A 20,870-nucleotide genomic window follows, 5' to 3' on the forward strand; every position below is an offset into this window, starting at 1 on the left:
GGCCTGGGGTCGGGGTGGGTGGCGCTCGCCTTGACGCTGCTCCTGATCGTCCTGGTGGAATCGATGCGCCGCCGCGGAGCGACGCTCACACCCGCCGTGGCCTGAGCATTAGGCTCGCGGCATGGCCCACCTCGTGCTCACCGTCGTCGGCGACGACCGCGCCGGTCTCGTCAGCGCCCTCGCCCACACCGTCGCGGACCACGGTGGCAACTGGGAGCAGAGCGAGCTCGCCGAACTAGCGGGCGCGTTCGCCGGCATCGTGCTCGTGTCGGTGCCCGACGACCAGCAGCAGTCCCTCATCACGGCGCTGAACGGCCTCGACGGCCTGCTGCGGATCACGACCCACGACGCACCGTCACCGACGTCGATCGCGACACCGCACGCCGTCTCGTTCACGGTCCTCGGCAACGACCGCCCCGGGATCGTCCGCGACGTCACCGCCGCCATCGCGGCCCACGCCCTGAGTATCGACACCTTCCGCAGCCGTACGCTCGACGCCCCCATGGCGGGCGGCAGCCTGTTCGAGGCGACCGTCACCGTCAGCCTGCCGGCCGATGCGGATGCCGGTGCCCTCACGAGCGCCCTCGAAGCACTCGCCGGTGAGATCCAGGTCGATCTCACCGTCGGCTGACGCCGGAGATGGACGAGCTCGCCGACGCGATCCGCGCCGATCTGCGGCTCGCCGCCGACCCCGCGCGCGCCGCCGGCCAGCAGGCCTACATGAAGTCGGCGATGCCGTTCCTCGGCGTGCGGGTGCCCGCCGCGAGGCGGCTCGTACACGCCCGCGCGCGCGGCATCCGCGACGGCGTCGTGCTGCAGGAGACCGCGCTCACCCTCTGGGACGGCGCGCAGTTCCGCGAGGAGCGGTATGCCGCGCTGGCCCTGCTCGCGCTGCGACCGGTGAAGGGCGACCTCGCGATCGTCCCGCTGATCGCGCACATGGTGCGGACGGGTCAGTGGTGGGACATCACGGACGAGCTCGCGCACCGCGTCGCGGACCTGCTCGACGCCCACGCCGCGGAGGCGACCCTGCTCGTGCGCGGCTGGAGCGTCGACGACGACCTGTGGATGCGGCGGCTCGCGATCATCGCGCAGCTCGGCCGACGCGACCGTCTCGACCTCGATCTGCTCACCGATGTCATCGAGCAGAACGCCGACGATCCGGAGTTCTTCATCCGCAAGGCGATCGGGTGGGCGCTGCGCGATGCCGCGCGCACGAGACCCGACGAGGCGCGCGCGTTCGTCGCCGCACACCGTCTGAGCCCCCTCAGCGCCCGAGAGGCCCTCAAGAACCTCTGAGCCCGCCTGCCCACGATCCGACCGGGTCTCCCGCGCCGGACTCAGCGCAGCGCGAGCGGGAGGACGGCCAGCGCCACCGTGACCGGGGCGACGACGAGCCCCAGCAGGATGTAGCGCTTCCACGGCACATCGACGCCCACGGCGTGCAACCGTTCGTGCCACAGCAGCGTCGCCAGCGATGCCCAAGGCGTGATGAGCGGTCCCGCGTTCACGCCGATCAGCAGAGCCGCCAGACGCACGGGGGAGCCCGCCGCCGACTCGAGCGCGAGGTACGCCGGCAGATTGTTGACGACGTTCGCACCCAGGAGCCCGACGCCCGCGACCTGCCACAGCGAGACGAGATCCTCACCCGTTCCGGTCGCCGCGGCCAGCAGCGCCCCCGACCCGAGCGCCTCGGCGGCACCGACCGCCAGGAAGAGCCCCGAGGCGAACACGACCAGCTGCCACGGGACCAGAGCCCACCGCAGCACACGCGGCGAGCGCCAGGCGAAGACGACCGACAGCACGACGGCGGCGCCGAGCGCCGGCATCCACGGCGGGATGCCGATGACCAGCAGCGGCAACATGACGACGAGCACCACGCCGGAGATGCGCAGCAGGGCCGGGTCGGCGACGCGCGGCGGCCGCGCGGGGGTGAACCGACCGCGCAGGTCGCGGCGATTCGTCAGCCACAGGAGCACGACCGTGACGACGGTGGCGATGACCGCCGACGGGCCGAGCAGCACGAGGAAACCGAGGGCGTCGAGATCGCCCAGTCGGTGCGCGGCAAGGAGGTTGGTGAGGTTCGACACGGGCAGGAACAGCGACGCCGTGTTCGCCAGCCACACCGTCGCGAACGCGAACGGCATCGGCGACAGTCCGTTCGCGCGCGCCACCGCGACGACCACCGGCGTCAACAGCACCGCGGTGGTGTCGAGCGACAGGAAGGCGGTCACGACCGCCGCGAACGCGACGACCATCAGCCACAGGACGATCACGCGCCCCCGTGACAGGCGCGCCAGCCGGGCCGCGGCGGCGTCGAAGACACCGGCCTGCGCCGCGAGCTCGGCCACGACCGTGACTGCCACGACGAAGAGCAGGATCGGCCAGACCCGATCGCCGATCTCGAGGGCGGCCTCCGGTGGCAGCACCCCGAACACGACGGCGGCGCCGCCCAGGAGCAGCAGCACCGCTCCGACCACGGCAAGCATCACGGCATCCATCATGGACCCTCATCGAGCGGTCCGGTGCGGCGATAGACTGCACACATGGAACAGAGCCGGATCAGCGCCTTCGCGACCGGCACCCGAACGCCCGGTGCACGAACGATCTGGGCCTGAGCGGGCAGGGCGCGCGGCGCCCGAAGCTGAGCATCCCATCCGATCCATCTTCTGGAGACCTTCCTTGACTGACGTCTCACCCGCGGCGGCCGTGACCTACCCCGCCGACGGCTTCACCCTGTTCCCCGACCGCTCCGTCGTCGCTCTGCGCGTCAACGGCGACCTCAAAGACCTCGCGACGGTCGTCACGGCCGCCGACGAGGTCGAGCCGGTCCTCGTCGACAGCCCCGACGGCCTGTCGATCCTGCGCCACTCGACCGCGCACGTCATGGCTCAGGCCGTGCAGCGCATCAAGCCGCAGTCCAACCTCGGCATCGGCCCGCCCATCACCGACGGCTTCTACTTCGACTTCGGCAACGTCGACCCCTTCACTCCCGACGACCTCAAGGCCATCAAGAAGGAGATGGAGCGCATCGTCCGCGAGAACCAGCGGTTCGTGCGCCGCGTGGTCGACGAGGCCGAGGCTCGCGAGCTGATGGCCGACGAGCCGTTCAAGCTCGAGCTCATCTCGCTCGCCGGCGGTCCGGGCTCGGGTGCCGACGCCGCCGAGGGCGCGTCGGCCGAGATCGGCGCCGGCGAGCTCACGGTCTACGAGAACGTGAACCGCGACGGCGAGGTGGCCTGGCGCGACCTGTGCCGCGGTCCGCACGTTCCCGGTACCCGCTACGTGTCCAACGGCTGGGATCTCACCCGCGTGGCCGGTGCATACTGGCGCGGCAGCGAGAAGAACCCGCAGCTGCAGCGCATCTACGGCACCGCGTGGCCCACGAAGGACGAGCTGCGCGCCTACCAGCAGCGTCTGGAAGAGGCGGCCAAGCGCGACCACCGCAAGCTCGGCAAGGAGCTCGACCTCTTCTCGTTCCCCGACGAGATCGGCCCCGGCCTCAGCGTGTTCCATCCCAAGGGCGGCATCATCCGCTACGAGATCGAGCGCTACATGCGCGAGCGTCTGCTCGCGAGCGGCTACGAGGTCGTGAACACCCCGCACATCACCAAGGGCGACCTGTTCATGACCAGCGGACACCTGCAGTGGTACGCCGACGGCATGTACCCGCCCATGGTGCTCGACGAGGTCGTGGATGCCGACGGCCACGTCAGCCGGGAGGGCCAGGAGTACTACCTGAAGCCCATGAACTGCCCGTTCCACAACCTGATCTTCCGCTCGCGCGGCCGCTCGTACCGCGAGCTGCCGCTGCGGCTGAGCGAGTTCGGGTCGGTGTACCGCTACGAGAAGAGCGGCACCCTCTCCGGCCTCACGCGCGTGCGCGGCATGACCCAGGACGACACCCACATCTACGTGACGGCCGACCAGGTCAAGGGCGAGCTCACCCACAGCCTCGACTTCGTGCTCCAGACGCTCCGCGACTACGGTCTCAACGACTTCTACCTGGAGCTGTCGACGAAGGAAGACGGCAACCCGAAGTTCATCGGGGCCGACGAGCTCTGGACCGAGGCGACCGAGACCCTGCGCGAGGTGGCCGAGGCATCCGGGCTCGAGCTCGTGCCCGACCCGGGCGGCGCCGCGTTCTACGGACCGAAGATCTCCGTGCAGGCGCGCGATGCCATCGGGCGCACCTGGCAGATGTCGACCATCCAGCTCGACTTCAACCAGCCCGAGCGCTTCGAGCTCGAGTACACCGGACCCGACGGCGAGAAGCACCGCCCGGTGATGATCCACCGCGCGCTCTTCGGCTCGGTCGAGCGGTTCTTCGCGATCCTCCTGGAGCACTACGCCGGCGCGTTCCCCGTGTGGCTCGCACCCGTGCAGGTCGTCGGCATCCCCGTCGCGGACGACTTCGCACCGTACCTCGACGACATCGTCGCGCGCCTGCGGGCCGCCGGCGTACGCGCCGAGGTGGATCACTCCGACGACCGGATGCCGAAGAAGATCCGCACGCACACCACCCAGAAGGTGCCGCTGCAGCTGATCGCGGGGGAGCAGGACCGCTCCGCCGGCACGGTCTCGTTCCGCTTCCGCGACGGGTCGCAGACCAACGGCATCCCCGTCGACGAGGCGATCGACAAGATCGTCGCCGCGATCTCGGGCAAGCTGCTCGTGAACACCGCGGCGGACCTCGTATGAGAGGGTCCGGTCGTTGAGCGAGCCGGAGGCGACCCCCCGGTCGTCGAGCGAGCCGGAGGCGACCTCCCGGTCGTCAAGCGAGCCGGAGGCGACCCCCCGGTCGTTGAGCGAGCCGGAGGCGACCCCCCGGTCGTTGAGCGAGCCGGAGGCGAGTCGAAACGCAGACGCCTCTCTCGAGGAGGCGAGCGCCTTCGCCGGCGTCCCCGACGGCTTCCAGCGGCTCTGGACGCCGCACCGCATGGCCTACATCAACACGGGCGCCGACGCGCTCCGCGGATCGGGGTGCCCGTTCTGCGCGGCGCCGCAGAAGTCGGATGCCGACGGCCTCATCGTGCACCGGGGCGTCACGTCGTACGTGCTGCTGAACCTGTTCCCCTACAACTCCGGCCACATGCTCGTGTGCCCGTACCGCCACATCGCGACGTACGACCAGGCGACCGCGGAGGAGGTCGCCGAGATCGGCGCGCTCACCCAGGTGGGCATGCGGGTGCTGCGCGAGGTCTCGCGCTGCGACGGCTTCAACATCGGGATGAACCAGGGCGCCGTCGCGGGTGCCGGTGTCGACGAACACCTGCATCAGCACATCGTGCCCCGGTGGGCGTCAGACGCGAACTTCTTCCCGATCATCGCGCGCACGAAGGCCCTGCCCCAGTTGCTCGGCGAGGTGCGCGAAGCCGTCGCCTCCGCCTGGCCGCACGCGTGAGGACAGCGCCGTCGTGGTGAGCGTCGGGAGGCCTGACGACGGCGCCGAGCCCCTGGACGTCGACGAGAGCCGGCTCCGGGCGCTGCCGGCATCCACCGTCGAGCTCAGCGGCGACATCACCGCGTTCGATGTCGCCCGCGCCGTCGCCGAGACGCGGGAGCGGCAGGATCCGCTGTACTGGGTGGACCTCGAGGTCGCCGCGGGATGGGTGATCGTCGGCGACAACGGCCAGGGCGACGAATGGTGGCTCGGGCCGCGCGGCGACGTCTGGTTCTTCGATCACGTCGACGGCGAGAGGGCCGTGTCGCGCTTCGCGCCGATGCACCTCTCGATCACGGAGTGGCTGATGGTGGGGCACGTGCTCGCGTCGTTGGAGGCGGCTGACACGACGAGCGACACCGCCGTGGAGCGCACCCGCGCCGCATTGGAGGCGATCTCGCCCGAGCTCAGCGCACGCTGGCCGTACGACCTGTTCTGACGGGGCGAGGCGCGTTTCGACTCGCTGCGCTCGCTCAACGACCGGGAGCGCGGCGAGGGGCGTTTCGCTCGCTCAACGACCGGGAACGCGGGCGAGGGGCGTTTCGCTCGCTCAACGACCGGGAACGCGGGCGAGGCGCGTCTCGACTCGCTGCGCTCGCTCAACGACCGGGGGCGAGGGGAGTCCCGGTCGTTGAGCGAGGCGCGCAGCGCCGAGTCGAAACGCCGAACCTCAGCGCACCTGCGTGACGGGGAACTGCAGCCGCGGGTGGGCGTAGAACTCCTGCGCCTCCACGAGCTGGAGTTCGCGCGCGCCGGCGTCGAACGTCGTCTGCAGCAGGTCGTACACGCTCGACACGGTCTTCGCGAGGGCATCCGCGGCATCCCCGCTCGCCCGGTAGTGGGCCGTGAACAGCGCCGCCGTGACATCGCCCGACCCGTTCGCCTTCATCGGGATGCGCGGCGTCTGCACGATCCACGCGCCGTCGTCGGTCACGGCGAGCATCTCGATCGTGCCCTCCGGTGCGTCGGGGCGCTCGACCGAGGTCACGAGAACGGTGCGCGGTCCCATCGCGCGCGCGGCGTCGGCCGACGCGAGGGTCGAGGCGAGGTCGCCCGGCTCGGTCTGCGTGAGGAAGCCGAGCTCGAACTGGTTGGGCGTGATGATGTCCGCCGCCGGCACGACGCGCTCGCGCAGCAGGATCGGGATGGCGGGGGCGACGAAGCAGCCGCTCTTCGCATTGCCCATCACCGGATCGCACGCGTAGATCGCCGCCGGGTTCGCGGACTTCACGCGCGCGACCGCGTCGAGGATGACGTCGGCGATGCCCTCCCCACCCTGGTAGCCGCTGAGCACGACGTCGATCTCCCCGAGGACGCCCCGCTCCTCGATCCCGGTGATGACGTCGCGGACGTCGTCGGGCGAGATGAGCGGTCCGCGCCAGGCTCCGTACCCGGTGTGGTTGGAGAAGTTCACCGTGTACACCGGCAGCACCTCGACGCCGATGCGCTGCAAGGGGAACACGGCGGCCGAGTTGCCGACGTGTCCGTACGCGACGGCGGACTGGATGGAGAGGATCTTCATCGGGCGATCATCCTGCTTTCGAAGTCGCGGCTGCGGCGGGGATCGCCGCGGCCAGGTCGGTGGCCAGACGCGCGAGATCGGCGTCGGACAGGTCGTGCACCGTGAGGCGCAGATGGCGGGCGGCGTGGGCGTTCTCGAGCACGAACTCGTCGCCCGGACGCGCCAGCCAGCCGCGGCGCATGAGCTGCTCGGATGCCGCGCGTGCCGGCACCGGCAGCGGCACCCAGAGGCTCAGCCCGTCACCGGCCGACACCGGCACGCCGTGCCCGGTCAGCGCCGCCGCGGCGGCGGCGTTGCGCGCCGCGTAGTGGGCGGATGCCGCGGCCACCGCGGCGACGGCATCCGCGTCGGTGAGCTGCTCCAGAGCGAGCCGCTGCAGCAGATGACTGACCCACGTGGCGCCCGGGTTGAGACGCTCCGCGAGCCGATCGGCGGTGTCGGGGTCGGAGGCGACGACCGCGAGGCACATGTCGGGGCCCAGGAACTTCGAGACGGAGCGGATGAGCGCCCAGCGATGATGGCCGGGAGCGATCACCGAGTGGAACGGCCGCGAGGACAGCAGCGAGAAGTGGTCGTCCTCGATCACGAGCACGTACGGGTGGTCTGCGAGCAGGGCGCGGAGGGCCGCGGCGCGCTCGGCCGTCAGGCTGGCGCCGGTCGGGTTCTGGGCGCGCGGCGTGAGCAGCACGGCGCGCACCCCGGCATCCAGCGCAGCGCGGAGGCCGTCGACGGTCATGCCCTCGTCGTCGACCGGAACCGCGACCGGGCGGTAGCCGCCGAGGCGGACGGTGTTCAGGCTCGCGAGGAAGCAGGGGTCTTCGAGGGCGACGGCGTCGTCGCGGGTGAGCGTCTGTGCGAGCAGGCGCTCGATCGCATCGGAGGCGCCGCCGGTGATCGTCAGGCGCAGGGCGCGGTCGTCACCGACGGCGTCGCGCATCCACGCCTCGGCCCAGGCGGCGAGATCGCGATCGATGACGGGCTCGCCGTACAGCACCGGCCGGCCGGCGATGCGCCCGAGAGCCGGGCGGAGGTCGGGGATCAGCGCGGGGTCGGGGTTGCCCGCCGCGAGGTCGCGGAGCACGGTGCCCCGCGCGAAGCCCTCCTGCGCGACCGGGGTGCGTTCCGCGACGCGCGTGCCGGCGCGGCCGCGCGCTTCGAGCAGGCCCGCCTGGGTGAGGAGGCGGTAGGCGGCCACCACGGTGTTGCGGTTGACGCCGAGCTCATCGGCGAGCGCTCGCACCGGTGGCAGCGGCGCACCGGGGGAGAGGACGCCGCGCTCGACGTGCTGACGGACGCTGTCGGCGATCTCGGTGGCGGTGGCGCCGACGATGCGGACCTCGGTGGTCGATCCGCGGGGGCTGGTCACACCGTGAAGTCTATGTGACAGATCATGCTACGTTTTGGCCTAGGCCAATATCCGGCATCCGAACCCTCCCGAAGGAGCCCGCCGTGTCCACTCCCGTCACCGGATCGTCCCGCGTCAAGCGGGGACTCGCCGAGATGCTCAAGGGCGGCGTCATCATGGACGTCGTCACCCCCGATCAGGCGAAGATCGCCGAGGATGCCGGCGCCGTCGCGGTCATGGCACTCGAGCGCGTGCCCGCCGACATCCGCGCCCAGGGCGGCGTGTCGCGGATGAGCGACCCCGACATGATCGACGGCATCATCGAGGCGGTCTCGATCCCGGTCATGGCGAAGGCCCGCATCGGCCACTTCGTCGAGGCGCAGGTTCTCCAGGAGCTCGGCGTCGACTACATCGACGAGTCCGAGGTGCTCTCTCCCGCCGACTACGTCAACCACATCGACAAGTGGAACTTCACCGTCCCCTTCGTCTGCGGGGCCACCAACCTCGGCGAGGCCCTCCGGCGCATCACCGAGGGTGCGGCGATGATCCGCTCCAAGGGCGAGGCCGGCACCGGCGACGTCTCCGAGGCGATGAAGCACATCCGCAAGATCCGCGGCGAGATCGCCGCGCTCGGGGCGCTTTCGCGCGACGAGCTCTACGTCGCCGCCAAGGAGCTGCAGGCCCCCTACGAGCTGGTCGCCGAGATCGCGGAGACCGGGACGCTCCCGGTGGTCCTGTTCGTCGCCGGCGGCGTCGCCACGCCCGCGGATGCCGCGATGATGATGCAGCTGGGCGCCGACGGCGTGTTCGTCGGCTCGGGCATCTTCAAGAGCGGTAACCCGGCCGCCCGGGCTGCCGCGATCGTGAAGGCGACCACCTTCTTCGACGACGCGGCCGTCATCGCCGACGTGTCCCGGGGCCTGGGCGAGGCGATGGTCGGCATCAACGTCTCCGACCTCCCGGCGCCGCACCGCCTCGCCGAGCGCGGATGGTGACGACGGGGATGCCGCGAGTCGGCGTCCTCGCCCTCCAGGGCGACGTCCGCGAGCACGTCCGGAGCCTCGAGACGCTGGGCGCGGAGGTGGTCGCGGTGCGCCGACCCGCCGAGCTGGCCGCCGTCTCCGGGCTGGTCATCCCGGGCGGCGAGTCCAGCGTGATCGACAAGCTGGCGCGCACCTTCGGCCTGCAGCAGCCGATCCGCGCCGCGATCGCGGAGGGGATGCCGGTGTACGGCACGTGCGCGGGGCTCATCCTGCTGGCGGATCGCATCACCGACGGCATCCGTGGACAGGAAACCTTCGGCGGACTCGACGTCACCGTGCAGCGCAACGCGTTCGGGTCGCAGGTCGACTCCTTCGAGACGGAGCTCGCGGTCGCGGGATTCGATGAGCCGGTCTCGGCCACCTTCATCCGCGCACCGCGGGTGGTGGAGACCGGACCGGACGTCGAGGTGCTGGCCTCCCTGCCGGACGGGGCGGTCGTCGCCGTGCGCCAGGGGGCGCTGCTCGGCACCGCCTTCCACCCCGAGATGTCGGGGGAGACGCGCTTCCACGCGCTGTTGCTCGACCTCGTCGCCGCCCGCGCGCGCTGAGCGGATGCTGCGACCCGCAGAGGCGGCTGCATAGGATCGCACCATGGCACGACGCGCATCGCGGATGATCGGAAGCGCGGTGGCGGGTGCGGCCTCGGTCGTCCTCCTCGCGGGATGCGCGGCCCCCGAGAACCCGGCGGACGCGGCCGCGCGCGACGCGGTCGCGTGGCTCGTCGGGGAGATTTCGCCTCGGCAGGCCTCCGACATCGACGGATGGGCGCGGCTCGCCACGGAGGCCACCGGCGACCGGAGCACGATCACCCTCATCGGCATCACGCCGCAGACCGCGCAGGAGCCGATCGACCCGCTCGGCACGCTGTCCTTCCGCGTCGAGATGACCGCACGCAGCACCGATATGTGGTCCGCCGACACCGTGTCGAGCACGTCGTGCTACGCCGTCGACTTCACGAGGTACGGAGCCGTCGCTCACGAGCGGCCGTGGGGCGCTCCCAGCCCGGTCCGCACGATCGACTGCCCCGACCGAGCGACGGCGGTGACGGCGCCACCCGACACCTCCCCGGTGTTCGTGGTCCCCGAGGAGGCGGCCGACGCGATCCTCGCCGTGGTCGGCGACGCTTCTGCGACGGCCTCGACGAGCGAGCTGGAGAGCGCGATCCTGGCCCGGCTCACCCCGCCCACCGGTCCGTACGAACAACTCGCCCCGCTCGAGGTCGTGCGGACCGCCGACGGCGCGCTCGGAGCCTCGATGGGCACCGAGAGCAGATGCGTGCTCGTGCGCCGCGTGGATGGCGTGACCGAGCGGGTGTACGCGCCGCGCGTGTACCTGCAGCCGGGCGAGCTCGGCTGCCGCGGAACGACCGCGCTCAGCGACCTGCGCCCGCCCCACTGACCGTCCTCGAGCGTGTGGTGTCGGTGCGGCGGGCTAACGTGGCGGCATGACGACCTGGGTGGCGCTGCTTCGCGGCGTGAACGTCAACGGCATCACGATCCGCAGCGCGGACCTGGCCGCGCTGCTGCGCCGGCTCGGATTCGACGACGTGAAGACGGTGCTCGCCAGCGGCAACGCCCGCTTCTCGACCGACGTTGACGTCACGGGACGGGCCGGCCTCAAGGCGCGGATCGAGGCGGCTCTGCGGGAGCAGTTCGACTACGACGCGTGGATCGTGCTCATCACGCTCGACGAGCTGGAAGCCGCGACGACCACGTACCCGTTCGACGCCGACGACGAGACTCGACAGCCCTACGTCGTCTTCTGCAGCGAACTGGCGGTGCGCGACGCGCTGGTGGATGCCGCGGCATCCCTCGACCCCGCAGAAGACCCCACGCAGCCCGGATTCGGCGTCGTCTACTGGAGCCCCGAGAAGGGACGAACGCTGGACACGCCGTTCGGCAGGCTGCTCGGCCGGTCCGAGTACAAGCCCACGACCACGACGCGCAACCTGCGCACACTCGTCAAGATCCTGCGCTGAGAGCAGCGGTGTCGCCTGAGTAAACTGGAGATCATGTCCGGACACTCCAAATGGGCCACGACCAAGCACAAGAAGGCGGTCATCGACTCCCGCCGCGCCAAGTCGTGGGCGAAGCTCATCAAGAACATCGAAGTCGCCGCCAAGCTCGGCGGCCCGGACCTCCAGGGCAACCCGACCCTCTTCGATGCGGTCCTGAAAGCCAAGAAGACGTCCGTTCCGAAGGACAACATCGACCGCGCGATCAAGCGCGGCGCCGGCATCGGCGGCGAGTCGGTCGAGTACTCCTCGATCATGTACGAGGGCTACGGCCCGAACGGCGTCGCGCTGATGATCGAGTGTCTGACCGACAACAAGAACCGCGCCGCCGCGGAGGTGCGCACCGCGCTCAGCCGCAACGGCGGCACGCTCGCCGACCCCGGCTCGGTCGCCTACAACTTCACCCGCAAGGGCGTCATCGTGGTCTCCGAGGAGGGCACGAGCGAGGACGACGTGATGCTCGCGGCCCTCGAGGCCGGCGCCGAGGAGATCGAGCCGCACGCTCAGGGCTTCGAGGTCATCACCGAGGCCTCCGACCTCGTGGCGGTGCGCTCCGCGCTGACGGATGCCGGCATCGAGTACGAGTCGGCCGACGTGGAGTTCGTGCCGAACCTCAAGGTCGAGATCGACGCGGAGACCGCGCGCAAGATCTTCCGCCTGATCGACGCCCTCGAGGACAGCGACGACGTGCAGAACGTCTTCAGCAACTTCGACCTCAGCGCCGAGGTGCAGGCCGAGCTCGAGAACGACGAGTAGACCGCGTTTCGACTCGCTCCGCTCGCTCAACGACCGCGTTTCGACTCGCTGCGCTCGCTCAACGACCGGGGGGCGGCTCGCTCCGCTCGCTCAACGACCGGGGGCGGCTCGCTCAACGACCGGGGGGCGGCTCGCTCCGCTCGCTCAACGACCGGGGGGGGAGCGGGAGAACCGGTCGTTGAGCGAGCGGCACAGCCGCGAGTCGAAACGCCGTCCGCAGCCATCGGCGCTTAGCGTGGGGGAGTGGCATCCGCTCTCCGCATCCTCGGCATCGACCCCGGCCTGACCCGCTGCGGCGTCGGCGTGGTCGACGTGCGGGCCGACCGGTCCGCGGCCCTCGTCCACGTCGGGGTGGTGCGCTCGGGCGCGGATCTGCCGGTGTCGGAGCGGCTCGCGCTCATCGCGGCGGGGCTGCGCGAGGTGCTCGCGGCGCACCGACCCGACGTCGTCGCCGTGGAGCGTGTGTTCGCGCAGCAGAACCGCAGCACGGTCATGGGCACGGCGCAGGCCAGCGGCATCGCGCTGCTGCTCGCGGCCGAGCACGGACTTCCCGCCGCGACGCACACGCCCTCGGAGGTGAAGGCGGCCATCACCGGCTACGGCTCGGCCGACAAGCTCCAGGTGCAGACCATGGTGGCCCGCGTGCTGCGCCTCGACGCACTGCCCCAGCCCGCCGATGCCGCCGATGCGCTCGCGATCGCCCTCTGCCACGGATGGCGGCGGGGGACGCCGGTCGCGGGCGGCACGGGCGAAACCCTCACGCCCGCCCAGCGCGCCTGGGCGGAGGCCGAACGCGCGAGCCGACGCTGAGGCGGCCGGGGCGCGTGTCGATCGAACAAATCTGCGAACCGGTGTCTAGGGTGGTGGCATGATCTCCTCGCTGCGCGGCCGCGTGCTGCACCTCGACTCCGAGTCGGCGATCCTCGAGGTCGGCGGCGTCGGCTTCAGCGTCGCCGTGCCCGCCCAGGTCGCCCGCGCCCTCCACATCGGCGACGACGCGATGCTGCACACCGCGCTCATCGTCCGCGAGGATGCGCTCTCCCTCTTCGGCTTCGCCGAGCGGCAGGAGCTGACCGTGTTCCAGCATCTGCTCAGCGTGTCCGGCGTGGGTCCGAAGTCGGCTCTGGGCGTGCTGTCGTCCCTGAGCGTGGCGCAGATCGCCGACGCCGTGGCCGCCGAGGACGACGCTCCCTTCCGCCGCGTGTCGGGCATCGGTCCCAAGACCGCGAAGCTCATCGTGGTGCAGCTCGCCGGCAAGCTGCCGGCGGGGGTCGGCGCGACGGCGGCGCCCGCGGCATCCGCGGGCAACGACATCGCGGGCCAGGTGGTCGCCGCCCTCACCGCTTTGGGCTGGAACGAGCGCACCAGCGTCGAGGCCGTCGCGATCGTGGTGGATGCCGCGGGCGACGCCGATCGTCGATCCGTGCCCTCGCTGCTCAAGCTCGCGCTGGCACAGCTGGGGCCGGCCCGTCCGGAGCGTGCCGGTGTCTGACCCGCGCGATCCGAGCCTCGCCGAGGACGAGACCGAGCTCGCGGTCGAGGGGGCGCTGCGACCGGGGTCGCTCGCCGAGTTCGTCGGCCAGCAGAAGGTGCGCGGACAGCTCCAGCTGCTGCTCGATGCCGCGCGCATCCAGCAGCGTCCTCCGGATCACATCCTCCTGTCCGGCCCGCCCGGGCTCGGCAAGACGACCCTCGCGATGATCGTCGCCCACGAGAGCAGCCGACCGCTGCGCCTGTCGAGCGGACCGGCGATCCAGCACGCCGGCGATCTGGCCGCGCTGCTGTCGAGCCTGGTGCCGGGGGAGGTGCTCTTCATCGACGAGATCCACCGAATGGCGCGCTCCGCGGAAGAGATGCTGTACCTGGCGATGGAGGACTTCCGCATCGACATCATGGTCGGCAAGGGCGCCGGCGCCACCAGCATCCCGCTGGACCTCGCGCCGTTCACGCTCGTGGGCGCGACGACGCGATCGGGCCTTCTGCCCAACCCGCTGCGCGACCGGTTCGGTTTCACGGCGCACCTGGAGTACTACGAGCCGGACGAGCTCGAGCAGGTCGTCTCGCGATCGGCCGCCGTCCTCGGCGTCGATCTGCCGCGCTCGGCACGTGCGGAGATCGCCCGCCGCTCCCGAGGCACACCCCGCATCGCGAACCGACTGCTGCGTCGCGTGCGCGACTACGTGATCGTGCACGGCACGCCGGACCGGACCGCATCCGACGCGCACGTGGCCGCGGCGCTGGAGCTGTACGACGTCGACGCGATCGGCCTCGACCGGCTCGATCGCGCGGTGCTGGATGCCGTGGTCCGCCGTTTCCGCGGGGGTCCGGTCGGCCTGAGCACCCTCGCGGTCACGGTGGGAGAGGAGGCGGAGACGATCGAGTCGGTCGTCGAGCCCTACCTCGTTCGCATCGGCTTCCTGGGGCGCACACCGCGTGGGCGCATCGCGACGCCCGAGGCCTACGCGCATCTACGCGTCGCACAGCCCGGCGAGGCGCTGAGATTCGATGACCTATAATCACTGAAGGCTTTCTGCCGCCTTCTTCGCGTCGATCGGCGCGCTCCCGAAAGGTGTGTCCGCATGGATTGGATTCTGCTCGTCGCGATGGCGGCGCTGCTCGGCTTCATGTTCTGGAGCTCGCGGCGTCGTGCCACCCGCATGAAGGCGGAGCAGGAGGCCAAGGCCCGCGCGATGGTCCCCGGCGTCAAGGTGCTCCTCCAGGGCGGCCTCTACGGCACGCTCGTGGCGTACGACGGGGAAGACCTGTCCAAGCCCGCGTTCGTCGAGCTCGCCCCCGGCATGGAGGTCGAGGTCCACAGCCAGGCCATCCTGCGCGTCGTGGACGAAGAGGAGGGGACCGTCACCGAGGACGAGTTCATCGAGGCGGAGTCCGACCAGGCCGAGTACGCCGCGGATGTCGCCGACGGCGAGGTCACCTCGGTGAGCGACGACCGCGCCGCGAGCAAGGTCGAGACCTCGACCGAGGCCTCCGACGCGGGCGACGCGAAGCCCCAGGCCTGATCCAGACGCGCATCGCTCCCGAAGAAAGCTGACCCTCCGTGGCCACACCCACCCCGGTGCGCCGTGCCTGGCGCGCACTGACCGGTCTCCTCGTCATCACAGCCCTGCTGTTCGGCGTGAACGCGCTCGGCGTCTACGTCTTCGGTAAGAGCTCCTGGACACCCGAGCTCGCGCTCGACCTGCAGGGCGGCACGCAGATCATCCTCGAGGCGAAGACGCCCGACGGTGCGACGCCGTCGACCGACCAGATGAACCAGGCCGCCGCGATTATCCGTCAGCGCGTCGACGCGTCCGGCGTGGGCGAGGCCGACATCACGACCCAGGCCGGCAACCAGATCGTCGTGCAGATCCCCGGCCAGGCCGATGAGGAGACGCGCAAGCGCATCGAGTCCTCGGCGCAGATGCAGCTGCGCGCGGTGCTGGCCACGACCGCCGCGAGCACGTCCTACGTCGGCGAGGACGGCAACTCCACGCCGTATCCCACGCCCGACCCGGGCCTGGCCTCGACGCCGACGGCGTCGCCCACCGACGGGAGCGATCTGAACTGGATCACCCCCGCGCTGCAGGCGAAGTTCCTGGCGTACGACTGCGCCGCCGCCGACAACGACCCCGCCAACAGCCCCGCCGGCGAGCCGCTGATCGCCTGTGACCCCACCGGCACCGCGAAGTATCTCCTCGGTCCCGTCGAGCTCGACGGATCGGCGATCACCGACGCGACCAGCGGCATGAACACGCAGAACGGCCAGTGGGTCGTCAACATCGTGTTCGACGAGCAGGGCACCAAGACCTTCGGCGAGGTGAGCCAGCGCCTGTATGCGTTCACGCAGGCCGGCAAGAGCCCGCAGAACCAGTTCGCCTTCGTGCTCGACGGCGCGGTCATCTCCGCACCGTCGATGAACGGCGTCATCCTCGACGGCAAGCCGCAGATCAGCGGCTCGTTCAACCAGGAGAGCGCCAAGACGCTCGCGGATCAGCTCAAGTACGGCGCCCTGCCGCTCAGCTTCGGCATCGTCAGCGACAACGCGATCTCCGCGACGCTCGGCTCGCAGCAGCTGCAGATCGGCCTCATCGCGGGTCTGATCGGACTCGCTCTCGTCGCCCTGTACTCGCTGATCGTCTACCGCGCCCTCGGCTTCGTGATCATCGCGTCGCTCGGCGTGATGGGCGTGCTGACCTACATCACCCTGTGCATCCTCGCGTGGCGGATGGGCTTCCGCCTGTCGCTCGCCGGTGTCGCGGGCCTGATCGTCACGATCGGGTTCACGGCGGACTCCTTCATCGTGTACTTCGAGCGCATCCGCGACGAGCTGCGCGACGGCAAGTCGATCACGGGCGCCGTCGAGGACGGGTGGGGTCGCGCCAAGCGCACGATCTACATCTCGAAGTCGATCAACATCCTCGCCGCCGTCGTGCTCTACATCCTCGCCGATGCGACGGTGAAGGGCTTCGCCTTCACCCTCGGCCTCACGACGCTGATCGACATCCTGATCTTCATTCTCTTCACGCATCCCGTGCTCCAGCTGCTGGCGCGCACGCGCTTCTTCGGCGGGGGTCACCCCCTGTCGGGCCTGGACCCCGAAGCACTCGGCGCCGTCTACCGGGGCCGCGCGCAGTTCCGTGCGCCGGTGTCGGAGGGCGCGAAGGGTGCCGCAGCCCGGCGCGCCGGACGCTCGCGCGGAGAGGCGGAGCGCCGGCAGACGATCGCCGAACGCAAGCAGGCGGAACTGGCGGGCAAGAACGGAACCAGACCGAGCTCGACGACGGAGGGAGACGACTGATGCGCTCCATGAACGAGTTCGGAAACGACCTCTACACCGGAAAGACCTCCTTCCCCTTCGTGGGACGCCGTCGCCTGTGGTTCATCATCGCCGCGGTGCTGGTCATCGGCGCGGCCCTCGTTCCGCTGTTCCGCCCCATCCAGTTCTCGATCGAGTTCACCGGCGGATCGCAGTTCACCGTCAACCAGGTCGCGACCCCCGACCAGACCGCCGCGACCGCCGCCGTGCAGTCCGTCGTCCCCGGGGCGACCACCAAGGTCACGACGATCGGCTCGGACGCCCTCCGCATCCAGACCGACCAGATGACCAACACCCAGACGCAGGCCGTCACGACCGCGCTCGCGCAGGAGTTCGGCGTGCAGGAGTCGGACGTCAGCTCGTCGTTCATCGGGCCCAGCTGGGGCCAGGACGTGACGCGCCAGTCGCTGTGGGGTCTCGCGATCTTCCTCGCGCTGACCTTCGTCATCCTCGCGATCTACTTCCGGACGTGGAAGATGTCCGTCGCGGCCATCATCGGCCTCGTCGACGTCCTCGTGATCACGGTCGGCGTCTACGCGCTGTTCGGGTTCGAGATCTCGCCGGCCGCCGTCATCGGCTTCCTGACGATCCTGTCCTACTCGCTGTACGACACCACCGTCGTCTTCGACAAGGTGCGGGAGAACACGCGCGAGGACGGCGAGAAGTCGGGGCGGACGTTCGGCGAGTCGGTCAACCTGGCCGTCAACCAGACGCTGATCCGCTCGATCAACACGACCGTCGTCGCGGCCCTGCCCACCGGCGCGATCCTGTTCATCGGTGCGCTCTGGCTGGGTGCGCAGACACTGACCGACATCTCGCTGTCGATCTTCGTCGGAACGATCGTCGCGGCCTACTCGACGCTCTTCGTCGCCGCCCCCCTGTACTCGCTGCTGCGCGAGAACGAGACGGAGCTGAAGGCGCGCGACACCCGGGTGCTCGCGGCACGCGAACGCGCACGCGTCGAGGCGTGAACGCGGCGCCGTGGGCCCGGGCGTAGGATTGACGGATCATTCAAGGCGGAGGTGAGCGGATGGCCGAGACGGTTCCCACGTCCAACAGTGCCGGAAACGTCGCGCCACCGCCCAGCTCCTCCCTGCGCCGCCTCGTGCCGCGCATCTTCTCCCGCGCGCCGTCGCGCAACGGCCTCGAGCAGCTGATCCGCACGGTGCGCACGCACCACCCCAAGGGCGATGTCGCCATCATCGAGCGCGCCTACGAGGTGGCCGCCCGGGCGCACGCGGCGCAGAAGCGTCAGAGCGGCGAGCCCTACATCACGCATCCGCTCGCGGTCGCGCAGATCCTCGCCGACCTGGGCCTCGGTCCCCGCGCGATCGCCGCGGCCCTCCTGCACGACACCGTCGAAGACACCGACTACCGCCTCGACGAGCTGGCCGCGGAGTTCGGCGACGAGGTCGCGATGCTCGTCGACGGCGTCACCAAGCTCGACAAGGTCAAGTACGGGGATGCCGCGCAGGCCGAGACCGTCCGCAAGATGATCGTCGCGATGTCCAAGGACATCCGGGTGCTGATCATCAAGCTCGCCGACCGCCTGCACAACGCACGGACCTGGGGCTTCGTCCCGCCCGAGAAGGCGGCGAAGAAGGCGACCGAGACGCTCGAGATCTACGCGCCGCTGGCGCATCGCCTCGGCATCCAGGCCGTCAAGAGCGAGCTCGAAGACCTCTCGTTCGCCGTGCTGCACCCGAAGCTCTACGCCGAGATCGACAGCCTCGTGAAGCAGCGCACGCCGCAGCGCGAGGAGTACATGCACAAGGTGATCGAGGCGGTCGAGGCGGACCTCCGCGATCTGCGCATCCGCGGTCGCGTGATGGGGCGCCCCAAGCAGCTGTACTCCGTCTACCAGAAGATGGTGGTGCGCGGCCGAGAGTTCGACGACATCTACGACCTCATCGGCATCCGCGTGCTCGTGAACACCGTGCGCGACTGCTACGCGGTGCTGGGCTCGATCCACGCGCGGTGGACACCGATCCCCGGCCGGTTCAAGGACTACATCGCGACCCCGAAGTTCAACCTCTACCAGTCGCTGCACACGACGGTGATCGGTCCCGGCGGACGCACCGTCGAGATCCAGATCCGCACCAACGAGATGCACCAGCAGGCCGAGTACGGCGTGGCGGCGCATTGGAAGTACAAGGAGCGGATGGCCGGCGGCAAGTCCGAGGCCAAGTCGGTCGACACCGACATGGCGTGGATCGCCCACATCTCCGACTGGCAGGCCGAGACGGCCGATCCGGGCGAGTTCCTCGACTCGCTGCGCTTCGAGATCGGGGCGAAAGAGGTCTACGTCTTCACGCCCAAGGGACGCGTGATCGGTCTTCCCGCCGGCGGCACGCCGGTCGACTTCGCGTATGCCGTGCACACCGAGGTCGGCCATCGGACGATGGGCGCCAAGGTCAACGGGCGCCTCGTTCCCCTCGAGTCCGAACTGCACTCGGGTGACGTCGTCGAGGTGTTCACCTCGAAGAACCCGGATGCCGGCCCGAGCCAGGACTGGCTGGGGTTCGTCAAGAGCACCCGTGCCCGCAACAAGATCCGCGGGTGGTTCACGAAGGAACGCCGAGAGGAAGCCGTCGAGCAGGGCAAGGACGCCATCGCCCGCGCGATGCGACGGCAGAACCTGCCGCTGCAGCGGCTGATGAACCAGGACTCGTTCACCGAGGTCGCCCATCAGCTCCGCTACGAGGACGTCACCGCGCTCTACGCCGCCGTCGGCGAAGGACACGTGTCCACCCAGTCGGTGCTCGAGAAGGTCACGGCGCTCGTCAGCTCGCAGGAGGACACCTCCACCGGGCCGATCGAGATCCCGCACATCGGGCGCTCGAAGGCTCCGCGCGGGGGAGACTCCGGCGTGCTGGTGCGCGGGGCGCCCGACATCCTCGTCAAGCTCGCGAAATGCTGCACGCCCGTCCCCGGAGACCAGATCGTCGGGTTCGTCACGCGCGGTAGCGGCGTGTCGGTGCATCGCGCGGACTGCACGAACGTGCGCTCGCTCAAGGACGACCCCGACCGGATGATCGACGTCTCGTGGGCCCCGACGACCAAGAGCGTCTTCCTCGTGCACATCCAGGTCGAGGCCCTCGACCGCTCCGGGCTGCTGAGCGACATCACGCGCGTTCTCAGCGAGCACCACGTGAACATCCTGTCCGCCTCCGTGCAGACCACGAACGATCGCCTGGCGCTGAGCCGGTACGTCTTCGAGATGGGCGACATCGTGCACCTGGATCGCGTGCTGAACGCGGTGCGCCGCATCGACGCCGTCTACGACGTCTACCGCGTCACCTCCTCCTGAGCCCGGACCTCCTGCGCCCGCGCGCGGAGGTAGACGATCGCCGCGCGCTTGTGATGCAGCGGCGGCCCCTCTGCCACCGCATCCGCCGTCGACCGGGCGAGGCCGGGGCGCCACGCCACGAGGGCGTCGACGGCGCCCTGCGTGTCGATGCCGCCGCAGAGATCGCGGGCCAGATCGCCGAGGGTCTTCTCCGGTGTGGTCACCGCGACGCCCGAGATGACCTCGACGTCCTCCGGCCGGAGCGCGACATCGCGGTACACGAGCCGCACGTCGAGCACCGATGGGATGCGGCGCGCCGTCACGCGCTGCACCCGCTGGCGCACCGGGGGCTCGGCGAGGGCGCCGTGCACCCAGGCCGCCGACTCGTGCGTCAACGCCAGCGCGGCCGACAGCCACGGCCGCGCCGATCCGGCGCGAAGTTCCCGGGTCTCGACGGCGTCGGCGGGCATGTACGCCTCGCCGACCTCGACGACATGACCGTCGAGACGCGCGGCCGACAGCTCGGTTCGTGACAGACGGTCGCCGGGGAAGTAGAGGAACGGCCAGGGCATGACGGCAGTCTCACGCCCCCGGGGTGCGCGCAGGCACGACAGGCACCGAACTGTGGACAATCGCGAGCGA

Annotated in this window: 21 protein-coding genes; 17 read left to right on the top strand and 4 right to left on the bottom strand. The window is 70.4% G+C overall.

Annotated features, from left to right (window positions below):
- Positions 1 to 121: 121 nt before the first annotated feature.
- The gene (locus AC1Q49_RS00005; protein WP_101306373.1) at positions 122 to 631 is read left to right on the top strand and encodes a glycine cleavage system transcriptional repressor; all 510 of its coding nucleotides are present in this window, start codon (positions 122 to 124) and stop codon (positions 629 to 631) included.
- A gap of 8 nt (positions 632 to 639) precedes the next feature.
- Positions 640 to 1,299: a DNA alkylation repair protein gene (locus tag AC1Q49_RS00010; RefSeq protein WP_492490600.1), complete on the top strand. Its 660-nt coding sequence runs from the start codon at positions 640 to 642 to the stop codon at positions 1,297 to 1,299.
- A 41-nt stretch (positions 1,300 to 1,340) separates the two neighbouring features.
- On the opposite strand, the gene AC1Q49_RS00015 is transcribed toward AC1Q49_RS00010, so the two are convergent.
- Entirely contained in the window at positions 1,341 to 2,501 is a 1,161-nt protein-coding gene (locus AC1Q49_RS00015) for an ArsB/NhaD family transporter (protein ID WP_101306375.1), read from the bottom strand.
- Positions 2,502 to 2,682: 181 nt separating this feature from the next.
- Here AC1Q49_RS00015 and thrS point away from each other — a divergent pair, with 181 nt between their 5' ends.
- From thrS to AC1Q49_RS00030, 3 genes are all read left to right on the top strand, one after another.
- On the top strand, positions 2,683 to 4,701 hold the full coding sequence (gene thrS, locus AC1Q49_RS00020; protein ID WP_492490601.1) for a threonine--tRNA ligase: 2,019 nt from the start codon (positions 2,683 to 2,685) through the stop codon (positions 4,699 to 4,701).
- Between the two features lie 133 nt (positions 4,702 to 4,834).
- Positions 4,835 to 5,404, top strand: coding sequence for an HIT family protein (locus AC1Q49_RS00025; RefSeq protein WP_492490701.1), 570 nt, complete (start codon positions 4,835 to 4,837; stop codon positions 5,402 to 5,404).
- Positions 5,405 to 5,417: 13 nt separating this feature from the next.
- Complete coding sequence (locus AC1Q49_RS00030) at positions 5,418 to 5,882, top strand: SMI1/KNR4 family protein (RefSeq protein ID WP_492490602.1); 465 nt, start codon at positions 5,418 to 5,420, stop codon at positions 5,880 to 5,882.
- 231 nt (positions 5,883 to 6,113) lie between these two features.
- Here the strand turns inward: AC1Q49_RS00030 and pdxY are convergent, their stop codons facing one another.
- Together pdxY and AC1Q49_RS00040 are read right to left on the bottom strand one after the other, a co-directional pair.
- Positions 6,114 to 6,965 (bottom strand): pyridoxal kinase PdxY, encoded by an 852-nt coding sequence (pdxY, locus tag AC1Q49_RS00035; RefSeq protein ID WP_101306378.1) that lies wholly within the window; start codon positions 6,963 to 6,965, stop codon positions 6,114 to 6,116.
- Positions 6,966 to 6,972: 7 nt separating this feature from the next.
- Entirely contained in the window at positions 6,973 to 8,331 is a 1,359-nt protein-coding gene (locus AC1Q49_RS00040) for an aminotransferase class I/II-fold pyridoxal phosphate-dependent enzyme (protein WP_492490603.1), read from the bottom strand.
- An 83-nt stretch (positions 8,332 to 8,414) separates the two neighbouring features.
- Between AC1Q49_RS00040 and pdxS the strand changes: the two genes are divergently transcribed.
- The 12 genes from pdxS to AC1Q49_RS00100 all read left to right on the top strand — a co-directional run bounded on the left by pdxS (position 8,415) and on the right by AC1Q49_RS00100 (position 20,249).
- Complete coding sequence (gene pdxS / locus AC1Q49_RS00045) at positions 8,415 to 9,305, top strand: pyridoxal 5'-phosphate synthase lyase subunit PdxS (RefSeq protein ID WP_492490604.1); 891 nt, start codon at positions 8,415 to 8,417, stop codon at positions 9,303 to 9,305.
- Positions 9,299 to 9,901 carry a pyridoxal 5'-phosphate synthase glutaminase subunit PdxT gene (gene pdxT, locus AC1Q49_RS00050; RefSeq protein ID WP_060959581.1) on the top strand — a complete coding sequence of 201 codons (603 nt, stop codon included), beginning with the start codon at positions 9,299 to 9,301 and terminating at the stop codon, positions 9,899 to 9,901. The genes pdxS and pdxT overlap by 7 nt, the downstream gene beginning before the upstream one ends.
- A gap of 43 nt (positions 9,902 to 9,944) precedes the next feature.
- Positions 9,945 to 10,751: a hypothetical protein gene (locus AC1Q49_RS00055; RefSeq protein ID WP_492490605.1), complete on the top strand. Its 807-nt coding sequence runs from the start codon at positions 9,945 to 9,947 to the stop codon at positions 10,749 to 10,751.
- Between the two features lie 46 nt (positions 10,752 to 10,797).
- Positions 10,798 to 11,331 carry a DUF1697 domain-containing protein gene (locus tag AC1Q49_RS00060; protein WP_492490606.1) on the top strand — a complete coding sequence of 178 codons (534 nt, stop codon included), beginning with the start codon at positions 10,798 to 10,800 and terminating at the stop codon, positions 11,329 to 11,331.
- Between the two features lie 33 nt (positions 11,332 to 11,364).
- Positions 11,365 to 12,123 carry a YebC/PmpR family DNA-binding transcriptional regulator gene (locus tag AC1Q49_RS00065; protein ID WP_060959584.1) on the top strand — a complete coding sequence of 253 codons (759 nt, stop codon included), beginning with the start codon at positions 11,365 to 11,367 and terminating at the stop codon, positions 12,121 to 12,123.
- 243 nt (positions 12,124 to 12,366) lie between these two features.
- Positions 12,367 to 12,933: a crossover junction endodeoxyribonuclease RuvC gene (gene ruvC, locus AC1Q49_RS00070; protein ID WP_492490607.1), complete on the top strand. Its 567-nt coding sequence runs from the start codon at positions 12,367 to 12,369 to the stop codon at positions 12,931 to 12,933.
- 58 nt (positions 12,934 to 12,991) lie between these two features.
- Positions 12,992 to 13,615: a Holliday junction branch migration protein RuvA gene (gene ruvA, locus AC1Q49_RS00075; protein ID WP_492490608.1), complete on the top strand. Its 624-nt coding sequence runs from the start codon at positions 12,992 to 12,994 to the stop codon at positions 13,613 to 13,615.
- A complete protein-coding gene (ruvB, locus tag AC1Q49_RS00080; RefSeq protein ID WP_205282990.1) occupies positions 13,608 to 14,639 on the top strand; it encodes a Holliday junction branch migration DNA helicase RuvB in 1,032 nt (343 codons plus the stop codon). Before ruvA ends, ruvB begins: the two co-directional genes overlap by 8 nt.
- A 63-nt stretch (positions 14,640 to 14,702) precedes the next feature.
- On the top strand, positions 14,703 to 15,143 hold the full coding sequence (locus AC1Q49_RS00085; protein ID WP_492490609.1) for a preprotein translocase subunit YajC: 441 nt from the start codon (positions 14,703 to 14,705) through the stop codon (positions 15,141 to 15,143).
- Between the two features lie 38 nt (positions 15,144 to 15,181).
- Complete coding sequence (gene secD / locus AC1Q49_RS00090; protein WP_492490610.1) at positions 15,182 to 16,921, top strand: protein translocase subunit SecD; 1,740 nt, start codon at positions 15,182 to 15,184, stop codon at positions 16,919 to 16,921.
- Complete coding sequence (gene secF, locus AC1Q49_RS00095; RefSeq protein ID WP_492490611.1) at positions 16,921 to 17,910, top strand: protein translocase subunit SecF; 990 nt, start codon at positions 16,921 to 16,923, stop codon at positions 17,908 to 17,910. Before secD ends, secF begins: the two co-directional genes overlap by 1 nt.
- Positions 17,911 to 17,969: 59 nt before the next feature.
- The gene (locus tag AC1Q49_RS00100) at positions 17,970 to 20,249 is read left to right on the top strand and encodes a RelA/SpoT family protein (RefSeq protein WP_060959590.1); all 2,280 of its coding nucleotides are present in this window, start codon (positions 17,970 to 17,972) and stop codon (positions 20,247 to 20,249) included.
- On the opposite strand, the gene AC1Q49_RS00105 is transcribed toward AC1Q49_RS00100, so the two are convergent.
- Complete coding sequence (locus tag AC1Q49_RS00105; RefSeq protein ID WP_492490612.1) at positions 20,228 to 20,800, bottom strand: type IV toxin-antitoxin system AbiEi family antitoxin; 573 nt, start codon at positions 20,798 to 20,800, stop codon at positions 20,228 to 20,230. The genes AC1Q49_RS00100 and AC1Q49_RS00105 overlap by 22 nt on opposite strands.
- Between the last annotated feature and the right edge of the window lie 70 nt (positions 20,801 to 20,870).

The sequence above is a fragment of the Microbacterium sp. MPR-TSA4 genome, from assembly GCF_058792815.1.

Excerpts from the sequence above, each read along its gene's own strand:
- secF (WP_492490611.1), top strand. The coding sequence starts at position 16,921 with ATGCGCTCCATGAACGAGTTCGGAAACGACCTCTACACCGGAAAGACC.
- AC1Q49_RS00055 (WP_492490605.1), top strand. The coding sequence starts at position 9,945 with ATGGCACGACGCGCATCGCGGATGATCGGAAGCGCGGTGGCGGGTGCG.
- ruvA (WP_492490608.1), top strand. The coding sequence starts at position 12,992 with ATGATCTCCTCGCTGCGCGGCCGCGTGCTGCACCTCGACTCCGAGTCG.
- AC1Q49_RS00105 (WP_492490612.1), bottom strand. The coding sequence starts at position 20,800 with ATGCCCTGGCCGTTCCTCTACTTCCCCGGCGACCGTCTGTCACGAACC.
- AC1Q49_RS00010 (WP_492490600.1), top strand. The coding sequence starts at position 640 with ATGGACGAGCTCGCCGACGCGATCCGCGCCGATCTGCGGCTCGCCGCC.
- AC1Q49_RS00100 (WP_060959590.1), top strand. The coding sequence starts at position 17,970 with ATGGCCGAGACGGTTCCCACGTCCAACAGTGCCGGAAACGTCGCGCCA.
- AC1Q49_RS00065 (WP_060959584.1), top strand. The coding sequence starts at position 11,365 with ATGTCCGGACACTCCAAATGGGCCACGACCAAGCACAAGAAGGCGGTC.
- AC1Q49_RS00085 (WP_492490609.1), top strand. The coding sequence starts at position 14,703 with ATGGATTGGATTCTGCTCGTCGCGATGGCGGCGCTGCTCGGCTTCATG.
- pdxT (WP_060959581.1), top strand. The coding sequence starts at position 9,299 with ATGGTGACGACGGGGATGCCGCGAGTCGGCGTCCTCGCCCTCCAGGGC.
- AC1Q49_RS00060 (WP_492490606.1), top strand. The coding sequence starts at position 10,798 with ATGACGACCTGGGTGGCGCTGCTTCGCGGCGTGAACGTCAACGGCATC.
- AC1Q49_RS00015 (WP_101306375.1), bottom strand. The coding sequence starts at position 2,501 with ATGGATGCCGTGATGCTTGCCGTGGTCGGAGCGGTGCTGCTGCTCCTG.
- AC1Q49_RS00005 (WP_101306373.1), top strand. The coding sequence starts at position 122 with ATGGCCCACCTCGTGCTCACCGTCGTCGGCGACGACCGCGCCGGTCTC.
- pdxY (WP_101306378.1), bottom strand. The coding sequence starts at position 6,965 with ATGAAGATCCTCTCCATCCAGTCCGCCGTCGCGTACGGACACGTCGGC.